At 34.5% G+C, this 21010-nt stretch carries 17 protein-coding genes; 1 reads left to right on the top strand and 16 read right to left on the bottom strand.

Annotation, left to right across the window (positions count from 1 at the left end; genetic code table 11):
* Positions 1-284 precede the first annotated feature (284 nt).
* The 15 genes from ACT29I_RS21990 to ileS all read right to left on the bottom strand — a co-directional run bounded on the left by ACT29I_RS21990 (position 285) and on the right by ileS (position 18413).
* Entirely contained in the window at positions 285-1466 is a 1182-nt protein-coding gene (locus tag ACT29I_RS21990) for a hypothetical protein (RefSeq protein ID WP_444794431.1), read from the bottom strand.
* Positions 1457-2620 (bottom strand): glycosyltransferase, encoded by a 1164-nt coding sequence (locus tag ACT29I_RS21985; RefSeq protein ID WP_444794430.1) that lies wholly within the window; start codon positions 2618-2620, stop codon positions 1457-1459. Before ACT29I_RS21985 ends, ACT29I_RS21990 begins: the two co-directional genes overlap by 10 nt.
* A gap of 8 nt (positions 2621-2628) precedes the next feature.
* Complete coding sequence (locus tag ACT29I_RS21980) at positions 2629-3201, bottom strand: acyltransferase (protein WP_444794429.1); 573 nt, start codon at positions 3199-3201, stop codon at positions 2629-2631.
* A gap of 18 nt (positions 3202-3219) precedes the next feature.
* Entirely contained in the window at positions 3220-4134 is a 915-nt protein-coding gene (locus tag ACT29I_RS21975) for a glycosyltransferase (protein ID WP_444794428.1), read from the bottom strand.
* Positions 4116-5234, bottom strand: coding sequence for a hypothetical protein (locus ACT29I_RS21970; protein ID WP_444794427.1), 1119 nt, complete (start codon positions 5232-5234; stop codon positions 4116-4118). The genes ACT29I_RS21975 and ACT29I_RS21970 overlap by 19 nt, the downstream gene beginning before the upstream one ends.
* A gap of 13 nt (positions 5235-5247) precedes the next feature.
* Complete coding sequence (locus ACT29I_RS21965) at positions 5248-5904, bottom strand: hypothetical protein (RefSeq protein WP_444794442.1); 657 nt, start codon at positions 5902-5904, stop codon at positions 5248-5250.
* On the bottom strand, positions 5835-6128 hold the full coding sequence (locus ACT29I_RS21960; RefSeq protein ID WP_444794426.1) for an acyltransferase family protein: 294 nt from the start codon (positions 6126-6128) through the stop codon (positions 5835-5837). The genes ACT29I_RS21965 and ACT29I_RS21960 overlap by 70 nt, the downstream gene beginning before the upstream one ends.
* Before the next feature lie 135 nt (positions 6129-6263).
* A complete protein-coding gene (locus tag ACT29I_RS21955) occupies positions 6264-7478 on the bottom strand; it encodes a lipopolysaccharide biosynthesis protein (RefSeq protein WP_444794425.1) in 1215 nt (404 codons plus the stop codon).
* Positions 7471-8502 (bottom strand): NAD-dependent epimerase, encoded by a 1032-nt coding sequence (locus ACT29I_RS21950; RefSeq protein WP_444794424.1) that lies wholly within the window; start codon positions 8500-8502, stop codon positions 7471-7473. The genes ACT29I_RS21955 and ACT29I_RS21950 overlap by 8 nt, the downstream gene beginning before the upstream one ends.
* Positions 8503-8513: 11 nt before the next feature.
* Positions 8514-9920: a nucleotide sugar dehydrogenase gene (locus ACT29I_RS21945; RefSeq protein WP_444794423.1), complete on the bottom strand. Its 1407-nt coding sequence runs from the start codon at positions 9918-9920 to the stop codon at positions 8514-8516.
* 21 nt (positions 9921-9941) lie between these two features.
* Positions 9942-11063, bottom strand: a complete 1122-nt coding sequence (locus ACT29I_RS21940; RefSeq protein ID WP_444794422.1) for a Wzz/FepE/Etk N-terminal domain-containing protein — start codon at positions 11061-11063, stop codon at positions 9942-9944.
* Positions 11064-11089: 26 nt separating this feature from the next.
* The gene (locus ACT29I_RS21935; protein ID WP_444794421.1) at positions 11090-13486 is read right to left on the bottom strand and encodes an SLBB domain-containing protein; all 2397 of its coding nucleotides are present in this window, start codon (positions 13484-13486) and stop codon (positions 11090-11092) included.
* A gap of 318 nt (positions 13487-13804) precedes the next feature.
* Positions 13805-14407 (bottom strand): lipoprotein signal peptidase, encoded by a 603-nt coding sequence (locus tag ACT29I_RS21930; RefSeq protein WP_430934138.1) that lies wholly within the window; start codon positions 14405-14407, stop codon positions 13805-13807.
* Between the two features lie 164 nt (positions 14408-14571).
* A complete protein-coding gene (locus ACT29I_RS21925; protein WP_430934140.1) occupies positions 14572-14949 on the bottom strand; it encodes a TraR/DksA family transcriptional regulator in 378 nt (125 codons plus the stop codon).
* A gap of 17 nt (positions 14950-14966) precedes the next feature.
* The gene (gene ileS, locus ACT29I_RS21920) at positions 14967-18413 is read right to left on the bottom strand and encodes an isoleucine--tRNA ligase (RefSeq protein ID WP_444794420.1); all 3447 of its coding nucleotides are present in this window, start codon (positions 18411-18413) and stop codon (positions 14967-14969) included.
* Positions 18414-18678: 265 nt separating this feature from the next.
* Between ileS and ACT29I_RS21915 the strand changes: the two genes are divergently transcribed.
* The gene (locus ACT29I_RS21915; RefSeq protein WP_444794419.1) at positions 18679-19683 is read left to right on the top strand and encodes a radical SAM protein; all 1005 of its coding nucleotides are present in this window, start codon (positions 18679-18681) and stop codon (positions 19681-19683) included.
* Here ACT29I_RS21915 and ACT29I_RS21910 read toward each other — a convergent pair.
* Positions 19665-20744, bottom strand: coding sequence for a 3-deoxy-7-phosphoheptulonate synthase (locus ACT29I_RS21910; protein ID WP_430934146.1), 1080 nt, complete (start codon positions 20742-20744; stop codon positions 19665-19667). The genes ACT29I_RS21915 and ACT29I_RS21910 overlap by 19 nt on opposite strands.
* Positions 20745-21010 lie beyond the last annotated feature (266 nt).

The following is a 21010-nucleotide window of genomic DNA, read 5'->3' as shown; positions in this document are numbered from 1 at the left end:
CCAAATAATTTTGTACCTGCTCACACCACAAAGTTATCTTCTAGTATATTCCTATAATTTACATCAATAGCATCATATAATAATTGAATAATATAAGTTAGGATTAAAGATAATAATGGTATTCTATATGAATTTATTAAATGTGTTATTCAATAAAAGAATTAATGCATGAATATCACCATTTATAATTACACTTACAGCCTTTGCGTTTTATCCCTACCTCAAACCTTTATTAATCAATATCAATCAAACTTATAATTTTAAAACCTATTTTTTATTAAAACTTACGTTTCACTAATTTTAATCTTATTTTTACTAACCAAATTTAATACACCTATAGAAAGTATAGTGACAATAACGGGAGTATAATAATAAACCGTGCCATACCATTGGATACGTAATTGAAGCACTATAAATAATACCATTAGACTAGCAGTGTATTGATTTTTATATTTAATTACTACTTTTACAAATAATGCATAGATAAACCCGTACATTAATATACCCATTCGTCCTAACAATAGGTGTCCTTCTGAATAAAATATCCCCCCTCCCAAGTTAGGAATATGATTACGTAAAATCTCTGTAAAATTATATACTTTACCAGCCCCACCCCACGGATGCATCGGTATTAAACTAAAAACCTGATTAACAACTGGCAAAGCATTTACACCATAAGTATTTACATAATCAAATGAAGAAAAATAAATATGTATTACATCGGTAACAGTATGCATAGCAATTAAATTATGCAATAACAGATACACATTAAATGTGCTACCTCCTCTTAAATATCCTACAGAAATTCCAAGAATAATTACTGCAAGCATACCAATTTTTTTCACCCTATTCAGTTTTATTTCCTTTAACAAATTACTTTCTCTATCGTATTGAAAACTCGCTAGTAGAAACAAAACCATTAAACTATCAACCCTTTCACCTCCTTTTATAGTAATTATTAAAACACCAATATGTATAAAGTACGATATTGACTTAATCTTTTTTAAAGATAAGATAAGGAGAGTATTTACCACCAAGTATATCACTGACCACTGACCTGGTAGCAGATTCCATCTTTTATCAGATACTCCAAATGCTCTAGGGTAAGCTATTATTGCAACCACAAATAATATAACACATAATAATAATCTACTATTATCGGATACATTAACTGTCGTCATTGAAACTTTTTCTCTTCTTAACTTCCATATAAAAAGAACAAATACATAGAAAGAGCCTAAAGCGTATAAAAGAGCTTCATCACAATAACTCTGATGAACTGGCCTTCCAATTACATCTAAAGATCCCCCTACAGGAATCCTAATACAAAATAACAACATAGGTAATAACGGATACCAATAAGTCATAAGAATAACTCGCAATATGTTACTTGTAAAGCATAAAACCAGAACCAATCCAGTTAATATTAATAATCCTTGAAATATATTGACAAGCTCTATTTGCATTTATAAACAGTCAAAGTTTCACGATAAAAAGTATCTTCACTAAACTTGCCTAGTTCTATCGTAAGAACTTGTTTAGTTTCTAAATACGTACATAGATTATTATACGATTGTTTAAAACTATGAAGTGTATTTGGTTTAAATAGAAAGTGAGGAATATTTACTTCTTCGCACATTTCTTTAATCCCTCCGTTGTCTGTTCCCCAAATCAATAAACCAGCATTTGCCGCTTCGGGTATAGTGAGAGGAGCATTTTCATATCCAATAGACGGAATAAGAGCAACATGATAATTCGGTAATTTTTTTTGTAAATGCTCATTATTTATTCGACCAAAGAAATTAACCTTAATTTTTGTCTTATCCTTTAATAAGTATTTCAACTTCTCTTTCTCATTACCATCACCATAAATATCTACTTCCAACTGTATATCATTTGCCATCGCTAAGTTAAAAAACTCAAACAGACCTTTCTCTGCAGATAACCTACCAAAAAAAACAGCCTTAATTTCCTTAACTCCTTGTTTTATAATTTGACGAACAACATTATTAGCCTTTTGTGGATTCCGTATACATACCATATGATTTTTAATACCGCTTTTCTTAAACGTACTAATTAAAAATTGACTTGGAGAAACAATTACATCAATAACCTTCATTGGTTTAACAACCACTCTTTCAAAGAGCCAAACATTTTTTTTCACTATAGAATACTTTATTCCCCTTCTATCTATGCTTTTATTGTACCATTCTTTCACCCTAACCGGTATAGAAATATTCTTTACATAACCGTTATTAAAATACATTAAATGACTTGAAGGGCATATCAGATGAAAATCATGGGCTGTTAAAATAACTTTGCTATTAGGATTCTTTTTCTTGAAATTTCTTAAAGCAACAAAGATTGATGCGCTTAATAAGTGATAGTAGTTATGAATATGGATGGTATCGGGCTTAAAGTTTAGCAATACTTCATCAAGCGCCTTCTTATACTTTCGGTTGTACAAATAGTTGAAGAAATTTTTGGGTGTACATGCTCGTTTTGCACCATAAAATGATTTAACTGTATGCCCATGTTCTTTTAATATATCAACAGTGGACCTATAAACACCCTCAGCTCCTCCACCTTCAACAAAATCATTTATCAATAATACCTTCATATTACTTTTTATTGTCTATACTTTAACAATTTACTTGGAGAGCCAGCATTTATAGAATAAGGCTTAATATCTTTAGTAACCGTAGCATTAGCAGCAACTACTGCTCCTTTCCCTATTGTTACCCCCGGTAATATAACAGCGCCAGCACCAATCCATACATCATCCTCTATCGTAATATAATTATTATGGGTAGTCCACTCTTGCTTTTGCATTAAATCATTTTTTGAAATCCCATGATTGGAAGCCACAATGGTCACATTCTGTGAAATCATACAATGGGAGCCTATTGAGATTTTTCCACCCGTTGCTCTAATATTATTAGATTCTCCGATATAAGTATAATCTCCTATTTGCAGAGCTGAATTGTTTACACCCTTAAACTGGTTACAAACATGAATCACATTAAATGCACCAATGTCAACCCGATTCCCAAGTTTAAGTATATCTGTAGATTCGATATTCCAAAATGAATTAGAATCAATATAACATGTTGGATTTTTAATCCTTACGCAGAATTTATTCCATCGTTTAAAAAAACTCCACTTAATATATTTTAAAATACTACGTATAATTGCAAGCATTATTAATCTTCTAAATAATTAGGATAATAAAAATTGTAATTTCTTTATGAATGGAAATGGCATAAATATAAAATCAACAATACGGCTCCATATTTTAACCATTTTTAGATAAACGGCTAATGAAAAATAGATATTACTTATTGTCGTACTTTTCTCGTTTCTAAATTTATGAATGACCTGCTTAACTGCATTATCATCAGATAACGTAATATTATATTCTGATTTTAATAAGTCTCTTATATAAGATAATCTTATTTTATTGGCAAAATTATCCTGTTCTTTAAGTTTGCTAGCACCTATTTGTTGACGACTTACTCGGTATTTTAATAAATGAGCATCCAAATTAGCTAATTTACCTATTTTACTTGCCTTAATCACAAAATCATAATCCTGAGCATATTTAATTTCCTCATCATAGCGCAGCTTATCGGAATTCCTATAAAACAACGTTGGATGATTTAATTGATTCTTCAATACAAGTCCAATACGAATAGATTTATCATCGCTGGGGTATATTAATTTCCCTTTCAAATTTCCATGTTCATCAATCATGGTCGCAAAGGAACCACAAAGGATATGATCCTTATTATCTTCTAAAAACGAATATTGCTTTTCAAATCTATTAGGCATGGCCATATCGTCGGCATCAATGCGCGCAATATACTTCCCTTTTGCAATACGAAGTCCTTTATTTAAGCTTTTGGTTAGACCTATGTTACTATCATTCTCAATGATTACAATTCTATTATCCTTTAATACATATTCGTTTAAAAGTATGCTATTTTCATTCCTATCTGGTTTATCATTAATAATGATAAACTCATAATCAACAAAAGTTTGGACTATTATAGACTCAATAGATTCCCTTATCCACTCAATAGGCTCATTATAAAGGCTCATCACTACTGATACAGCTACAGTTTTCCTATACATATCTTTCTTCTACCGTTTTTGATAACATCAATTTGGAAATATTTTTTATCCTCAGATATACTTGGATGTAAATCACACCTTGATCCTTTATCATAAAAAGATGGATGTTTAGATTCTAACAACAATCTTTTATTCATACTATTTAAATCTAATAAATACAATTGCTGTGTAAGATATTTATTTGGATATGTATCCGTAATAATTGTGCTATCATCTATAAATGAAGGATGTCCATCGTCATTACATTCCTTAATTAGATTACATTTTTTTTCAATTATACTAAACATATAATATCCAGAAACTGATTGAAGACTGCCCCAAAAAATAAATTCTTCATTATTCTTCCAACTGCAATGGCTAATCAACTGATCTTCAATCAAAAGCTCAAGAGTATTTGATTCCAAACTATACCCCATTAAATTATCAACTCTTTTATTCCCAATATAAAACCTATAAATAAAAATAAAATACTTACCATTATCCGAAATTAAAAAATGATTAAAATGATTTTTTATTGCTTTCTCATATTTAACCTTAAGAATATTCTGACAATCAGAAAGACAAAATAAAACATGTTCTTGTTTTTTTTTAAGATCATAATAGATTAATTTATCTTTAGTAGGTGAATTATCAACATAAGAATAACCATATTCTGTTCCTACATCATATAAGTTTGCATAACTTAGTGATAGCATATAGTCATTACGGTAAAGTGCTTGAATTGGGTATGAAATTTCTTTCTCGTTATCATTATTTATGTTTTTTATTACACAAATACTTCTACCACTCTCAAATTTATTATAAATTATTTCAGAACTACTAAACCACATTAACCTCGCACCTTGCTGATAATTCCATGAATCCGTACTTCCAATTATTTTAAATTCCATGGCTTTAATATCATAGACTAAAATATCTAGTGTTTTATCATTCTTTTCACCATGACATAAAACTAAATTATTATTTACACTATTAAAAGGTGACACATCATAATATCCAAAAAAAAGATTCTCATACGTACTATTATTAACAACAATTACATCACCTTTATATCGTGATTTCATCATCGAAAGAAAAACCTTTAAAACATTCTTAATCATGCTATTGTATTTTTTATTTCTGCCCCACTACATTAGGGACAAAATAATTTAAACCGATAATAAATGGTATCGAAATTAAAATTGTTAAAAACGTCACAATCGAACTAAATAATAATGAATTTAAACTCGGAAGTACACTGGTTATAATATATTTTGATACTGTAATTAATAAGGAAGAAACAATTAAATTAGTTAAACTATTTCTACCTAAAAACTCAAGTACCTTAAAACTTATTTGTTTAGAAAATAAAATCACAGCAAACGAAATTAAAGTCGAATTCAAAATGAATAAATAATAATTCCCGTAAGCTCCAATAGCCATTTCTACATGTGGAAGATTAATTTCCTTAGATATTGGTAAATTAAATCGATAAAGTAAAAAACCAAAAATAAACAAACCAATCATTAATATTATATTTGCAAGGTTTGATGAAATTTCTAACCTGGACAATCCATGTCCAACAAACATAAAAAGTGCGCCAGAAAATGCAATATCAATCCCCAAAGGGAGTCTAAATTTAAATGAATCACCATAGTCGCCAAGTAATAAACTAATTCCAGCTAACATACAACAAACCAACAAAATAAAAACCAACCTAATTATAGAATTAATATTGTCATCAATAAATTTCTTAACCGATACAAAAATAATAGAAGAAAAAATAGACATGGCAAAAACCATAATGGAGAAAAAGTCTTTGCATAAGATAGACTTAAAGAACTAGCATATAAAACATCTTTCCATTCAGCATAATTATCATTTCTGCAAAATAACAGACCCCAAAATAAAAAAGGTACTAACAAAGACTTTATTTTACCAATAATAAATTTTACAATATTTTTTTTTGAAGAATCAGATTGTACAAACCCTGATAAAATAAAAAAAAGTGGCATATGAAAAGATTAAACTAATTGTATACTCGAATCCTTTAATCCGGTATGACCATATATCATTAGTGCAATACCTATCAATTTAGCGGTATCAATAAAACCTAAACGTTTTTTCATAAAACAACGATCTGACCAGAGTTATTTAACTTTTCTCCAGAATAAAATATATTGAAACACTATATTAATATTATGCACAATTAGCGTTGCGTAGAATATTCCAATAAATCCAAATTTATAAATAAATAAATAATCTAAACCAACATTTACTATACCAAAAGCTAATGTAGAATAACTAACAATTTTTGCATATCCTAAAGGAACTATTATTGCATTAGTCATAAAAATACCAACATACTTAAGAGGTATAGTTAGTAATAAGATCAAAAGTATATTGTAAAAATCTTGCGTATTATACGCAGGATAATAAATTTTTATTAGTACTGGAATAACAAAATAAAGCACAACAGCAATTACAATACCTAACAGGAAAACACTTAAACTAGAAAATCTAATATACTTATAAAGCTTATCTTTACTTCCTTGAACATTAATACCAATAAAATAAGAAGCTGCCACCTGACCTAATAGAATTATAGGGATATTTGTAATCTCAAAAAACTTCATTATTAGTTCATAGCTTCCGATTTCCGTAATATATCCAAAACTTTTAAGTACAATAATGTCGACCCTAGTGTACAGAAAAAAAGCAACTGAGCCTAAACCGACTACTATTGCATATTTTGCGACACTAAAAAAAACGTTACTGCTAAAACCACCCCCTTTGTATGAAAAAACAAAATAGTAGACTAAAAATAAAAGAAAATACAAACAAGAATAAGAGATAACAACACCTAATTGTTGAAATTCATTAATTAGAAAATAACTAAAAAGGACTGTTATTATTCCAATAAAAAAAGTTACAATAGACATACGTTTAAATTCTTGTACACCTACAAATATCCCATCTAATATTGCTACAAGTGGGTTAAATAATACATATGGTATACTCCAAAGTATAATAACACTTATATCTGGGTAAAGTATATATACAATAATTAATAAAATAAGCGAAACAAGTAAATTGAGTCCAGCAACTGACGGGAAAATATTTTTTATTGAACTATCTTCATCTTGACTTTTATATAAAGCTGCTTCTTTTAATACGGCAGCAGAGAAACCAAAATTTGATATTAGATTAATGATTCCAAAGATTGTTAAAATGTAAACAATTTTACCAAATTCCTCTGGCAATAATACTTTTGCAGCGTAAAAATTTATAAAAAGAGGTGTTAAACTTTTAGATGCAAATTGGACGACTCTCCAAATATAATTAACAATAAATGATTTATTCATACTTCATATAATCCTTGTACCACTTAACAAATAATCTAATCCCATTTTCCAAATTTGTTGATGACTGAAAATTTGTAATTCTCGTTAAATCACTTGTATCAGCATAAGTTTGCTTCACATCCCCAAGTTGCATAGGATACATTTCTTTTAAAACACTTTTCCCTAAAGCACTTTCCATTATGGAAATAAATTCCATCAATTTAACCGGCCTTGAATTACCAATATTAAATAGTCGATAATAAGGATATTTCTCTTCTCTTATAGGAACTTTATCTGAAACATTTACAACACCATTAACAATATCATCAATATAGGTAAAGTCCCGCTCCATCTCACCATTATTAAAAACTTTAATTGGTTCACCTCTAGAAATGGCATTAGCGAACAACATCGGGGCCATATCCGGCCTTCCCCATGGACCATATACCGTAAAAAACCGCAAACCAGTGGTTGGTAATTTATATAAATGGCTATACGTGTGCGCCATTAGCTCATTGCTCTTTTTAGTAGCCGCATATAAACTTACTGGATGGTCCACCCTATCTCCTTCAGAAAATGGTACTTTTTTATTGTTTCCATACACGGAAGAGCTAGAAGCATACACTAGGTGTTGAATCTTATTATGTCTGCAGCATTCCAAAATATTCACAAAGCCCACTAAATTGGATTGCACATAAGCATGGGGGTTTTCCAACGAATAGCGCACTCCCGCCTGTGCAGCCAGATGAATTACCTTATCAAACTTTTCCTTTAAAAAAAGTTCTTCCAGTATTTTAAGGTTTACAAGATCAACTTTAATAAATCCGAATAACTCAGACTTATTACCTCTAACTACTTTATCTTCTAGGATAATTCGTTTTTCAATGCCCAACTCTTTTAATCTGGCATACTTAAGGTTCACGTCATAGTAATCATTGATATTATCCAGCCCAATAACTTCCTCACCTCTTTCTAATAGAGCCTTTGAAACATGGAAACCTATGAAACCGACAGCTCCTGTTACTAGTATTTTTTGCTTTTTCACGAATTGTAATTTTAATCTCTTCCTAAGTTAAAAGTTGAAAATCCTAATGATCTTAACAGTTCTTCTTCAACAATATTCCTTCCGTCAAAAACAAAGGCAGGCTTTTTCATTCCTTTATAGACTCTTTCCCAATTGTAGTTTTTGAACTCATCCCATTCTGTTAGAATAGCGACGGCATGTGAATCATCCATCGCTTCATAAGGATCATTAACAACTTTGACCAAACGCCTGTTCGCTTGTTCGGCACGAGTGTGTAGAGAATTCAGGTCAGCGCAAATTTGATCTTTATCAACTTTTGGATCATAAACTACTAATTCAGCCTGTTCGTTTAATAAATAATCAGCCACATAAATTGCAGCTGATTCTCGGGTGTCGTTGGTATCCTTTTTAAATGCCCAGCCCAACATAGCAATTTTTTTACCTGATACTGTATTAAAAAGTGTCTTTACAATTTTTTCTGCAAAACGTCGTTTTTGGTAATCGTTTAGTTTAATTACTTGCTCCCAATAATCTGCTACTTCAACTAATCCATATGAACGGGCAATATAAACCAGGTTTAAAATGTCTTTTTGAAAACATGAACCACCAAAACCTACCGATGCTTTTAAAAATTTGGAACCAATACGGCTATCCATTCCAATAGCATTAGCTATTTCATCCACATTAGCTCCTGTTTGCTCACATAATGCAGATAATGAGTTAATAGAAGACACACGCTGAGCTAAAAACGCATTTGCCGTTAATTTCGATAATTCAGATGACCAAACATTAGTAGTAATTATACGTTCTTGAGGTAACCAATGTGAATAAATATCTACCAAACATTGAATGGCTTTTAAACCTTCCTCATCCTGATCTCCACCAATTAATACACGATCTGCATTATGCAAGTCTTCTATGGCGGTACCCTCTGCTAAGAACTCTGGATTTGAAAGAACTTTAAATTGTAAATCTTTTCCTTCAGCATTCAAAATTGTTTTAATAGACTCTGCGGTGCGAACAGGTAAAGTTGATTTCTCTACCACAATTTTATCTGATGTAGCGACCTTGGCAATATTACGAGCACATAACTCTACGTATTTTAGATCGGCTGCCATCCCTTTTCCGACGCCATATGTCTTAGTTGGTGTATTGACAGAAATAAAGATCATTTCTGCTTCTTCAATTGCTTTATCTATATCTGTAGAGAAAAATAAGTTCCGACCCCTTGCTTCCGAAACTACTTCTTTTAATCCAGGTTCATAAATGGGGAGTTTATCGAGGTGTTCTTCATTCCATGCATCAATACGTTGTGCATTTACATCTACAACTTTTACATTAACCTTTGGACATTTTTGTGCAATGACTGCCATAGTAGGTCCTCCAACATAACCTGCCCCAATACAGCATATATTCTTTATTTTATCCGGTATATTCATTTCCTTTTTTTGTACAAATTGCTAGTTAAAATACTTCTTAATATTATTCCACAATATCTTACCGAAAATTATCCCGAAACCAATAAAGCCTCCTAAAAAAACACTCAACACTAAAATTATTTTTGTATTTGGGGATGATTTCTCGAAGGGTACCTTAGCTGGTTCCAGCACTGTAAACACAGGGGTCTCTTCCTTAACTGAAATTTTTGCCTGCTCTAGTTGTTGCGCTAAACTTTTGTATACAGTAGATGCAATATCATAAACGTCATTTAAACGTTGAAATTCTGGATCCATTCTTTCAGATACGATATTTCGGTGTGCATCTTTATAATTAAAATATTCCATTTGAGCATGTTCGTATTCTTCTTTCTTCTCTACATACCTTTCTTGTACAAATTTTAAATTCTCTCTAACCTGTTGTGTCTTGTATTCAATGACATAATCTTGCAGTAATTTAACTGCATTTTGTACGTACTGAGCTGCCAGCAATGGCTCATCGACTTCAACAGAAACTTTCACCAGACCCGTTTTGTCGTCAACATCAACTTCCAAAAGTTCAAACACAACATCTAAAGCAATAATTTCTTCTTCAGAAAGATTCAATACACCATATTCTATAATATCCTTTTCTAACTCATCTTTACTTGATAAGATAGCATCTTTTAAAGTCCATGGCAAACCAATAGTATATTTAACTATTTGAGATCCTAATGTAGGAATAGTATCCGCTACTACATAATCATAAATTGAAATTGGTTCAGCATAGTCTTCAAAATGAAATTTCTCATGTACAAACTCATTTAAAAAGGGATAACTATTTATAACTTGTGGATATATTTCTGTGGGAATACCTTCCGACTGTCCCATCATGGAAGACAAATTGACACCAGCCATTCCTGCTAAAGCGCCAAGTCCTCCAAGATTATTACTCATTTTTTCGGAAGAAGGTAATAATGTTGCTGATGCGGTATACTTAGCTGGACTCAAAAACGCAATCAACAATCCTATAAAAACGCATACTCCAACTGAATAATAAATCGTTTTTCGTCCTTCCCAAATAGTTTTAATCAGGGCTATTAAATCTATTTCATCGTCTTTAATTATCTGATGTTTTCTTACTTCTTGTATTTCTTGTTTAGACATTAGATGAACACGAATAATGATGATAATTAAAAATTAATATTAGAGATGACCACTGCAACAGATGCCATGGCACTGGCCATCGCGATCCATGCAGATGCAGGAAGAGGATCTTTATATGGTTTTGCTGGAACAACAATTTCGGAACCTGCTGTTACTTTAGGATAATTACGGAAAAAGAAAAATCTTTTGGTTCCGGAAGCCGATCCATTGGGATACACCACATATACTTTTCCCCGTTTAGCACTTAGGCCGAAACCTCCACCTTCCCATATATAGGACTTTAAGGGTTTCCCCTTAATAAAGTTGGATGAAATTGGATTCAACACTTCGCCTGATATTTTTACAGTTTGAATTTCGCGCGGAATATAAATCTCATCCCCATCTTTTAGGAAAACATCATTCCTGCTTCCTGGATATTGCAAAGCTTCCGTCAAACTTACACCTACCACCTCAAAATCCAGGTCTGTAAATTCGAGTGTGCTGTCACGCTCTAATAATTCCAGTCGAAGACGTTTTTGTTTCTCGCTTATTTTCACTCTTCTTGTAACCATAGCACCTTCCGTGTATGCGTCCTTAGTGATACCTCCTGCCCTTTCTAATAAATCAGAAATCCTTTCTGTTTTCGAAGACAACGCATATTCTCCTGCATAAGCTACTTCCCCAGTGATTTTAACAACTGCAGACTCTTCATATCCCGGCAACTCCCGTATAAATACAAAATCGAAAGGTTGCAGTTTAAAGGATGCTTCAGTGTTTTCCAACTCAAGGTTTCGCGGCACCTTCATTTTAAACACATGTGCCATATTATCTGTCACTTCCGAACCTTCATCCACTGTTAATTTCCGGGCTACTTCAATGTAAGCGTCAGATGCGGACTCAAGGAACCCCCCGGCCTCAAAGATTAAATCTTCAATAGTCATACCTTCTTTAAAATCGTATTTATCAGGTCTCTGAATCTCTCCATAAATTTGTACAGTCCGATATTCTCTAAGATCATGGATGGATGATATCCTGATAACATCTTCCCTTTTCATCGCCACGTCTGAATTTCCGTTGACTACGTCGGACACGTTAAAGGCGATGCTTTGCAGGCTAAAATCATCTTTCACCCTTGTTATAATACCTCGTTCCATACTGGCATCCTCCCTCAGTCCATCCGCTCTTTTAATCAGTTCCGATAAATTAAGCCCTTGGGTTAACTCATAGTCACCCGGACGATACACTGCACCATTGATAGTTACCCTATTTTGAAGACGCTCGATAATCTTTCCCACAAAAATACTATCACCATTGGATATTTTTGTGTTTCCCAAATCCTTATTTAAAACATCCTTAAACAATCTGTCTCTACCGGTTTTTCTATACAACTGAAGACGATGCGTGTATGCATCATCCGTAAAACCTCCGGCATATAGCACCATATCTCCTACTGTCTCGTCTTGTTTGGCTTCAAAAATACCAGCCCGTTTTAGCTCCCCTTCCAAAACAACCCTATTCAGGTACGGAGAAACCAAAATCACATCACCTTCTCTTAAATTAATATTAACATTTGAGTTTCCATTAATCAGGTAGTCGTACACATCCAGTATGGCTTTTTCCTTTCCGTCCCTAATTAATTTTATTTCCCTAAACGAACCCGAAGGGTTTGGCCCACCTGCAAGATAAAGTGCGTTAAAAACTGTAGATGCACCTGAAATAGTATACGTGCCCGGAACAAACACCTCGCCAATAACATTCACTTTAATACTTCTTATTTGACCCAGGTTGATACTGGCAAAAGTCCTTGGAGTTTGAGATGCGAGATCTCTGTATATCAATACTAACTTGCTTCTTATCTTTTGGGATGCGTTTTCAAGGGTTAGTCCTCCAATAGAGATAGGACCAATATTTGGGATATTTATATTTCCGTTCCTGTCAACCATCAATAGATAACTCTGCTGTGAAGCTCCCCATACATCAATAGAAATCTCATCACCGCTTCCTAACATATAGGATGGAGATACCGCGCTATTTACACTGGGCTCAAAAGATAAGTTCTCGTTATTGAAAAAAGAGAATCCAAATATGCGGGAATCTACTTTTGTAAAATCCAATTCAGCTTTAGCACTTAATACATCTTCATTTAAATACATCGCATCATCCGAAGAATATACTTCATTGGCTTGTCCGCCACCCATCTTGACTTCAGCTATTCTTTGCTTCAGCAGACTAATTTGGGATTCTGACATACCCCGAGCTCTTGCCAGAACAATAGCTTCGGATTCGGACATGCCCCTTTTGTTCATCTCTGATATCAGTTGTTGTATTTCAGAAGTACTTAAAGTACTCACGTTAACTGCAGAAGGGTCAACATTTTGGGCTTTAATGTCTCGTAAAAGGGGCAACAAAATAAAAATTGCCAGTAGAAACAGTTTTTCTCTCATGAAATCTCTTAATTCAAATGTGTTATATTGATATTTTACCTTCGAAATATGACTTCAATTACATTATGAAACCATAAGAATACAAATCCCTCGCTTGATAATTACAAGCTATCAAATTCTTCCATTTAATTATAGCACAACCTCTATAACATGTAATATTCACAAGGAAACCCCTCAAATATTAGGTGCGCTTCGCTTCCTGAGTCACATAATCTACATGTCAGTTTTATGAAATGCGAAAGTCATTCGGCTTTGATTATGTAAAAAATCGGAATGTTACACAGTAATTGTATTACATTCCGAATCAAAATTTTTTTACTATTTAAAATATTTACGCTGAAAAAGAAGGATCAGTATTATCCCTATCGTTATGGCAGAATCCGCCACATTAAATACCGGACGGAAAAACACAAAATGTTCCCCGCCCCAAAACGGAAACCAATCGGGAAAATTACCTTCTAACAAAGGAAAGTAAAACATATCCACCACTTTACCATGTAAAAATGGCGCATATCCTCCTTCGGCTGGAAATAAAGAGGCCACTTGCGGATAACTGTCGTTAAAAATCAAGCCATAGACAGCGCTATCGATTATATTTCCCAATGCGCCGGCCAACACCAACGATATGCTAACGATTAAGCCGGTTGGGGCTTTTTTACGGGTAAGTTGATAAAGGTAATAGCCAATAGCAATAACTGCGACTATCCGAAACACGCTAAGAATGATTTTACCGAACTTGCCGGCCAACTCCATTCCGAAAGCCATTCCGTTGTTTTCAATAAAGTGAATGATAAACCAATCTCCAAAAACACTGAACTCCTCACCCAACATCATATGGGTTTTCACCCAAATTTTTAAAGCCTGATCAATCAACAACACCAAAAACACAATGGTGATCGGCTTTTTTAATATTGAAAGCATTATTTTAAAATTTATACGCCACTCCTAACCTCCCCCAGGGGAGGGACTATTTACAGCTTAATTATTTATTCTTTACCCTAAAGATAATAAGTAAATCCACCACATACCAAATATGTATCACCTCACTACCAGGTCTCTCCCTATTGGCGAGACCGGGAGGGGTTTTACTTCTGATTTCTTTTAGCATCAATGCTTAAAGTGGCATGTGGAACAGCTCTTAACCTTTCTTTGGAGATTAACTTACCGGTTTCGCGACAAACTCCATAAGTTTTATTCTCGATACGCACAAGAGCCGCTTGCAAGTGCTGAATAAACTTTAACTGACGCTGTGCTAATTTTCCGGCCTCTTCCTTAGAGAGCACAGCGGCTCCTTCTTCCAACACCTTGAAAGTTGGAGAGGTGTCTTGTGTATCATTACCATCACCATGCGTAATGGTATTTCTTAAAAGCTCATAATCTTTTTTAGCCTTGCCTAATTTAGCATTTATAATTTGCTTAAATTCTTGCAATTCCTCGTCGGAATATCGGGTCTTTTCAGCCATAACAGTTAGAATTTGAATTACAACGTGTTTTTTGTTACAAAAATGTAGGTTTCAACATCATTGTCGACCTCTACGAGTTTGGCTTCGGTTTCGTTACACTTATCAACCAAATTTATCTCCTCAGCCAATGTTTGCGACGCAATATAATCTTTATAGTTGATTACTGCCTGATTTATCGCATCATTTTTCACTATTTCCAGGTTAATCTTATCCGTCACATCAAAACCGGAATCCTTCCTTAAGTTTTGAATTCTATTGACAAATTCTCTGGCGATTCCTTCCTGTTTCAATTCCTCGGTAATGTTGATATCTAAAGCAACAGTAATTTTCCCTTCGCTAGCGACCAGCCAACCGGGAATATCTTCCGACATAATTTCCACATCTTCGATAGAAAGTTCTACCGTTTCGCCATTAATTTGCGTATTTATTTTTTCCTCACTTTCGATCAGCGCTATTTCTTCCTGCCCCATCTGGTTGATAAATCCCGCAATTTGTTTCATCATCTTACCGTATTTAGGACCTAAAGTCTTAAAGTTAGGCTTAATCTTCTTTACCAATACCCCGGAAGTATCCGTTAAAAACTCCATCTCCTTTACGTTAACCTCAGAAAGCACCAAGTCTTTAATTTTATCCACCTGTTCATGAAACTCTACATCTAAAATAGGTATCATCACCTTTTGAAGCGGTTGACGAACTTTCAGGCTCTCTTTTCTTCTTAGTCCAAGAACCATTGAAGAAATATTCTGAGCGTAAAGCATTCGTTGTTCCAAGGCCTTATTTATTTTGCTCTCGTCATATTTAGGAAAAGCTGTCAGGTGTACTGAATCAAATTTAGCTTTTCCTGAAACGGAATGCAAGTCATTATACAATTGATCCATATAAAAAGGGGCAATCGGTGCCGACAACCTACTTATTGTTTCCAGACAAGTATATAGCGTTTGATATGCCGCAATTTTATCCTTAGAATACCCGCCACCCCAGAATCGTTTTCTGTTTAATCGGACATACCAGTTACTCAGGTTCTCGGTAACAAAGTTTTGGATCGCTCTTCCCGCTCTCGTTGGCTCATAGGACTCAAAGCTGTCTGTTACGTCTTTAATCAAGGTGTTCAATAAAGAGATGATCCACCTGTCGATTTCCTGGCGCTCTTCAACCGGAACCTCTTCTTCCTGCCCTGTGAATCCATCTACATTGGCATATAACGAAAAGAAAGAATATGTATTGTACAGCGTACCAAAGAACTTACGTCTAACTTCATCTATACCATTCTCATCGAACTTTAGGTTGTCCCAGGGTTGTGCATTGGTAATCATATACCAACGCAACGGGTCTGAACCAAACTGTTCGATTACCTCAAAAGGATCCACTGCATTACCTAGACGTTTGGACATCTTGTTGCCATTTCTGTCCAACACCAAACCATTGGAAATGATATTTTTAAAGGCAACCGAATCGAATAACATTGTACCTAAAGCATGCAAGGTAAAGAACCAACCTCTGGTTTGATCCACACCCTCTGCGATAAAATCAGCAGGAAACACCAATGATGAACCATCTTCTCCTTCCGTTTCGAAAGGATAATGCATTTGTGCATATGGCATAGCCCCGGAATCGAACCAAACATCAATCAGATCTGGTTCGCGGTACATTTTTTCTCCTTTGTCGGAAACCAATACGATATCGTCAACATATGGACGGTGCAAATCTACCTTGTCGTAGTTCTCTTTCGAAAAGTCTCCGGCTTTAAAGTCCCCATAAGGACTTTTCTCCATCACGCCTGCAGCAACCGCTTTTTTTATTTCTTCTGTCAGCTCTTCAACAGAACCAATACATTTTTCTGTTTTTCCATCTTCAGTGCGCCAGATAGGCAAAGGCGTACCCCAATAACGGGAGCGCGACAGGTTCCAATCAACCAGGTTCTCCAACCACTTACCAAATCGACCCGTCCCCGTCGATTCCGGCTTCCAGTTGATTGTATTATTTAACTCCATCATCCTTTTCTTAACGGCGGTGGTTTTTATAAACCATGAGTCAAGAGGATAATAAAGCACCGGTTTGTCAGTCCTCCAGCAATGCGGATAGTTATGCGTATGTTTCTCCACTTTAAAAGCCCGGTTCCCCTGCTTTAGCATAACCGAGATATCCACATCCAAAGTCGGATCCTTCTCCGTTAAACTATCGTCATAGTCGTTTTTCACGTAACGACCTGCGTACTCCATATAGGTGTCCAGATCCACAAAGTTTTTTACAAACGACGGATCCAAATCTTTTATTAGGAAAAATTTTCCGGTTTTATCCACCATCGGATTTCGCTTACCTTCTTTATCCACTAGGATAAGCGGAACAATACCGGCAACCTTGGCAACTCTATCATCATCGGCACCGAAAGTAGGGGCAATATGCACCATTCCGGTTCCATCCTCGGTGGTCACATAATCGCCTAAAATTACTCTGAATGCATCGCCATCAGGTTTCACCCAGGGAATCAGTTGCTCATACCTCAATCCTTCAAGTTGTTTCCCGGTATATTCTTCCAGCAATTCAAAAGGAATTTTCTTATCCCCAGGTTTGTAATCGTCTAAAGACAGCTCTGCATTTTTAACATTAAAATATGCTGAAACCAGATTTTTGGCCAATACCACCACCTCAGGTGTTCCCGTATACGGATTAAAAGTTCTCACCTTTTGGTAGACCACTTGTGGCCCAACAGCCAATGCGGTATTCGACGGCAAAGTCCAAGGGGTAGTGGTCCAGGCTAAAAAGAACAATTCTTCCTCAACACCTTCAAATAAGAAATCGGATTTTGCATCTCTTATTACTTTAAACTGTGCGGTACAGGTTGTATCTTTTACGTCACGATAGCAGCCCGGCTGATTCAGTTCATGCGTACTCAGTCCGGTTCCTGCAGCCGGGGAATAGGGTTGAATGGTAAATCCTTTGTACAGATATCCTTTATTATAAAGTTCTTTTAACAAATACCATAACGTTTCAATATACTTATTGTCATAAGTGATATATGGATGATCCATATCCACCCAATAACCCATTTTGTGGGTTAAATCTTCCCACACATCGGTATATTTCATCACATCTTTACGGCAAGAGGCATTATATTCTGCCACAGATATTTTTTTTCCAATATCTTCTTTCGTAATACCCAAAGATTTTTCCACACCAAGTTCAACAGGAAGACCATGCGTGTCCCAACCCGCTTTGCGCTTAACCTCAAATCCCTGTTGCGTTTTGTACCTGCAAACAATATCTTTTAATGAGCGTGAAATAACATGATGAATACCTGGCAGTCCGTTGGCAGAAGGAGGCCCTTCGTAAAAAACAAATGAAGGATGGCCTTTCCGGTCGGTTACACTTTTCCCGAAAGTATTGTTGTCTTCCCAACGTTTTAATACATCCTTATTTATCTGAGATAAATCTAATCCTTTATATTCTTTGAACTTAGCACCCATCTGTTCTTAATTCTCCTAATTTTAAAAAGTGTACAAATATAATAGTTCGAGCGATACTTGACAATAGAGATGCCGTTTATTTAAACGCATTTTATTCTCAACACTTTAACCCCATAATTTTAATAGCTTTACACCAGTTTTTCTTTCAATTTTATTACCTCAAAAACAACTATTCTATTACTTTTTCACAACATTACCTAAATACGATCCTTTAAATTCTAAAAAGCTTACTTTTACCAGATACTTTATACAAGATATTAGAATCATGAATTTTTATACACTTTTAAATATTAGTAAGAAAATAAAAAGTACTACCCTAAAATTAATAGGAATCTATGTTTTGCATTTATTGGACAGAAGACATTTATCGGTAAGGATTGATCCTTCGCTCAATTGTAATTTGTTTTGCAGAATGTGTTACTTCAGCTCCATGGAGCAGCGCAAAAAGCTAAAAGGCATCATTCCTGAAATTGATTTCAGCCATATTGCAAAAGTACTATTTCCACGCGCTTTTCAAGTCTATGTTGGATGTGGTGCAGAACCCACAACACACAGAAACTTTATTGAACTTGTAAAATTAGCTAAAGAATACAAAGTACCGGACGTTGGCGTAGTTACCAACGGACAATTATTAACAGAAAAGCAAATTGAATATCTGACTGATATTAAACTAAACGAACTCACCCTTTCTTGTCATGGCGTAACAAAAGAATCTTACGAGCACTTTATGACAAACTCAAAGTTTAATCGCTTTTTAAATACGCTTGAATTAATTGAGAAATATAAAAATATTAAAAAGTCAAAGTATCCTGAAATAAGGATTAATTATACGGTCAACAATAAGAATCTATCAGAATTGAATAAATTCTTCACGGTATTCGATAAGTACAATATTAATACCTTACAAATCCGTCCCGTTATAAACATTGGGGGTAAGTACTCTCATGCAATAACCGACGAACAAATTCCAGAATACAATAACATTATAAATTCGCTCAAAAATGAATGTTCAATGAGGGGGATTCGATTACTTGCAAATACAACAAATGTTCAATTTACCAGGAAGAACAATAACGCTAAAGTTGCCGATGCAGTATATTGTTATATTGGTCCCAAGACAACTGAAGAATTAAATATTACATGGAAAAATACAAATTTTGCTGAATTCACCCGACAAACAGCTTGGCGCAAAAAACTCTACACCCTGATTTTAGGAAAAAAAGAATCTACGCTAAACAAGTCTACGGCTAATTATGAGGTTTTTGAGTGATTTTGATTTAAAGATGAATTAACAGCATTAGCAAACTTCTTTAACAATTGCTCCGTTTCATCCCACCCAATACACTCATCTGTTACAGATACTCCGTACTTTAGCGTGGATATATCAGAAGGAATAGATTGCTTCCCATGGAACAGGTTACTCTCTACCATAACTCCCATAATAGAATTATTCCCGGCCAGAATTTGTTCCTCAATACTTTTTAAAACCAACTTCTGATTCTCAGCTTTTTTTAAACTGTTGGCATGACTACAGTCTATCATTAATCGCGCCGGAAGTCCTGCTTCTTCGAGGCGTTTCTCATAATCCCTAACACTTTCTTTATCGTAATTTGGTCTCTTACCTCCTCTTAAAATAATATGGGTATCAGCATTTCCCTTTGTTCTTACAACAGCAACATGCCCTTCGGGATCAATACTAATAAAATTATGCGGTGAAGCCACCGATTCCAATGCGTTAATCGCTATTTTTATATTCCCATCGGTTCCGTTTTTAAAACCAACCACAGATGAAAGACCACTTGCCATTTTTCTATGGCTTTGAGATTCTGTTGTTCTGGCACCAATGGCTGTCCACGAAATTAAATCCTGAATGTATTGAGGAGTGACTATATCCAATGCTTCTCCGGCCACAGGTAACCCTAGTTCGGCTATATACGACAATAATTCCCTTGCCTGCTTTAATCCCTCTTCTAATTTATAAGTATCATCTAAATATGGATCATTGATTAATCCTTGCCAACCTACTGTAGTTCTAGGTTTCTCAAAATATACCCGCATCACCAAGTACAATGATCCGTTCACTTCTTCGGCTAACCTTTTTAGCTTTTGGGCATATTCTTTCGCAGCATCTATGTCATGAATCGAACAAGGTCCAACAACAACTAATAACCGTCTGTCATCACCTCTAAGAATTCTTTTAATAGTATTTTGGCCTTCTTCAATCGTCTTAATAATATTTTCGTTGAGAGGGTAAAGGTCTTTTAATTGATTTGGGGTGATAATTGCCTCTTCCGCACTTACGTTTATATTTTCAATTCTTTTATCAGTCATCTTTTGAATTACTTTTGTTATTGGCCTAATTTAAATGCGTGCCGAAATTAGCTGATATTTTTCATAAAATATAATTAATCCCAGAAACATTCTCAAAAAAGTTGAATGGTTTTTATAAAAGGGTTTCTTTAAAAGTGTTAAGCAAAGTTTCCAAAAAATCTACATTTCGGAACAGTTGACATCGCCTTGGAAATAGCTCCGTTGTGAAGCGCCTGACAGGGCACTGGTGGAAAAAACGCGATTAACGCAAAAAGGACAGTCCTCTT

The sequence above is a fragment of the Saccharicrinis sp. GN24d3 genome (assembly GCF_052400645.1).
GTDB lineage: Bacteria > Bacteroidota > Bacteroidia > Bacteroidales > Marinilabiliaceae > Saccharicrinis.
Note: the sequence above shows the minus strand (reverse complement) of the source record. Positions and strands in the feature narration are given on the sequence as shown.

Bases quoted from the DNA above. Each gene is read 5' to 3' on its own strand.
- ACT29I_RS21990 (WP_444794431.1), bottom strand. From the start codon at position 1,466: ATGCAAATAGAGCTTGTCAATATATTTCAAGGATTATTAATATTAACT.
- ACT29I_RS21985 (WP_444794430.1), bottom strand. From the start codon at position 2,620: ATGAAGGTATTATTGATAAATGATTTTGTTGAAGGTGGAGGAGCTGAG.
- ACT29I_RS21980 (WP_444794429.1), bottom strand. From the start codon at position 3,201: ATGCTTGCAATTATACGTAGTATTTTAAAATATATTAAGTGGAGTTTT.
- ACT29I_RS21975 (WP_444794428.1), bottom strand. From the start codon at position 4,134: ATGTATAGGAAAACTGTAGCTGTATCAGTAGTGATGAGCCTTTATAAT.
- ACT29I_RS21970 (WP_444794427.1), bottom strand. From the start codon at position 5,234: ATGATTAAGAATGTTTTAAAGGTTTTTCTTTCGATGATGAAATCACGA.
- ACT29I_RS21965 (WP_444794442.1), bottom strand. From the start codon at position 5,904: ATGTCTATTTTTTCTTCTATTATTTTTGTATCGGTTAAGAAATTTATT.
- ACT29I_RS21960 (WP_444794426.1), bottom strand. From the start codon at position 6,128: ATGCCACTTTTTTTTATTTTATCAGGGTTTGTACAATCTGATTCTTCA.
- ACT29I_RS21955 (WP_444794425.1), bottom strand. From the start codon at position 7,478: ATGAATAAATCATTTATTGTTAATTATATTTGGAGAGTCGTCCAATTT.
- ACT29I_RS21945 (WP_444794423.1), bottom strand. From the start codon at position 9,920: ATGAATATACCGGATAAAATAAAGAATATATGCTGTATTGGGGCAGGT.
- ACT29I_RS21940 (WP_444794422.1), bottom strand. From the start codon at position 11,063: ATGTCTAAACAAGAAATACAAGAAGTAAGAAAACATCAGATAATTAAA.
- ACT29I_RS21935 (WP_444794421.1), bottom strand. From the start codon at position 13,486: ATGAGAGAAAAACTGTTTCTACTGGCAATTTTTATTTTGTTGCCCCTT.
- ACT29I_RS21930 (WP_430934138.1), bottom strand. From the start codon at position 14,407: ATGCTTTCAATATTAAAAAAGCCGATCACCATTGTGTTTTTGGTGTTG.
- ACT29I_RS21925 (WP_430934140.1), bottom strand. From the start codon at position 14,949: ATGGCTGAAAAGACCCGATATTCCGACGAGGAATTGCAAGAATTTAAG.
- ileS (WP_444794420.1), bottom strand. From the start codon at position 18,413: ATGGGTGCTAAGTTCAAAGAATATAAAGGATTAGATTTATCTCAGATA.
- ACT29I_RS21915 (WP_444794419.1), top strand. From the start codon at position 18,679: ATGAATTTTTATACACTTTTAAATATTAGTAAGAAAATAAAAAGTACT.
- ACT29I_RS21910 (WP_430934146.1), bottom strand. From the start codon at position 20,744: ATGACTGATAAAAGAATTGAAAATATAAACGTAAGTGCGGAAGAGGCA.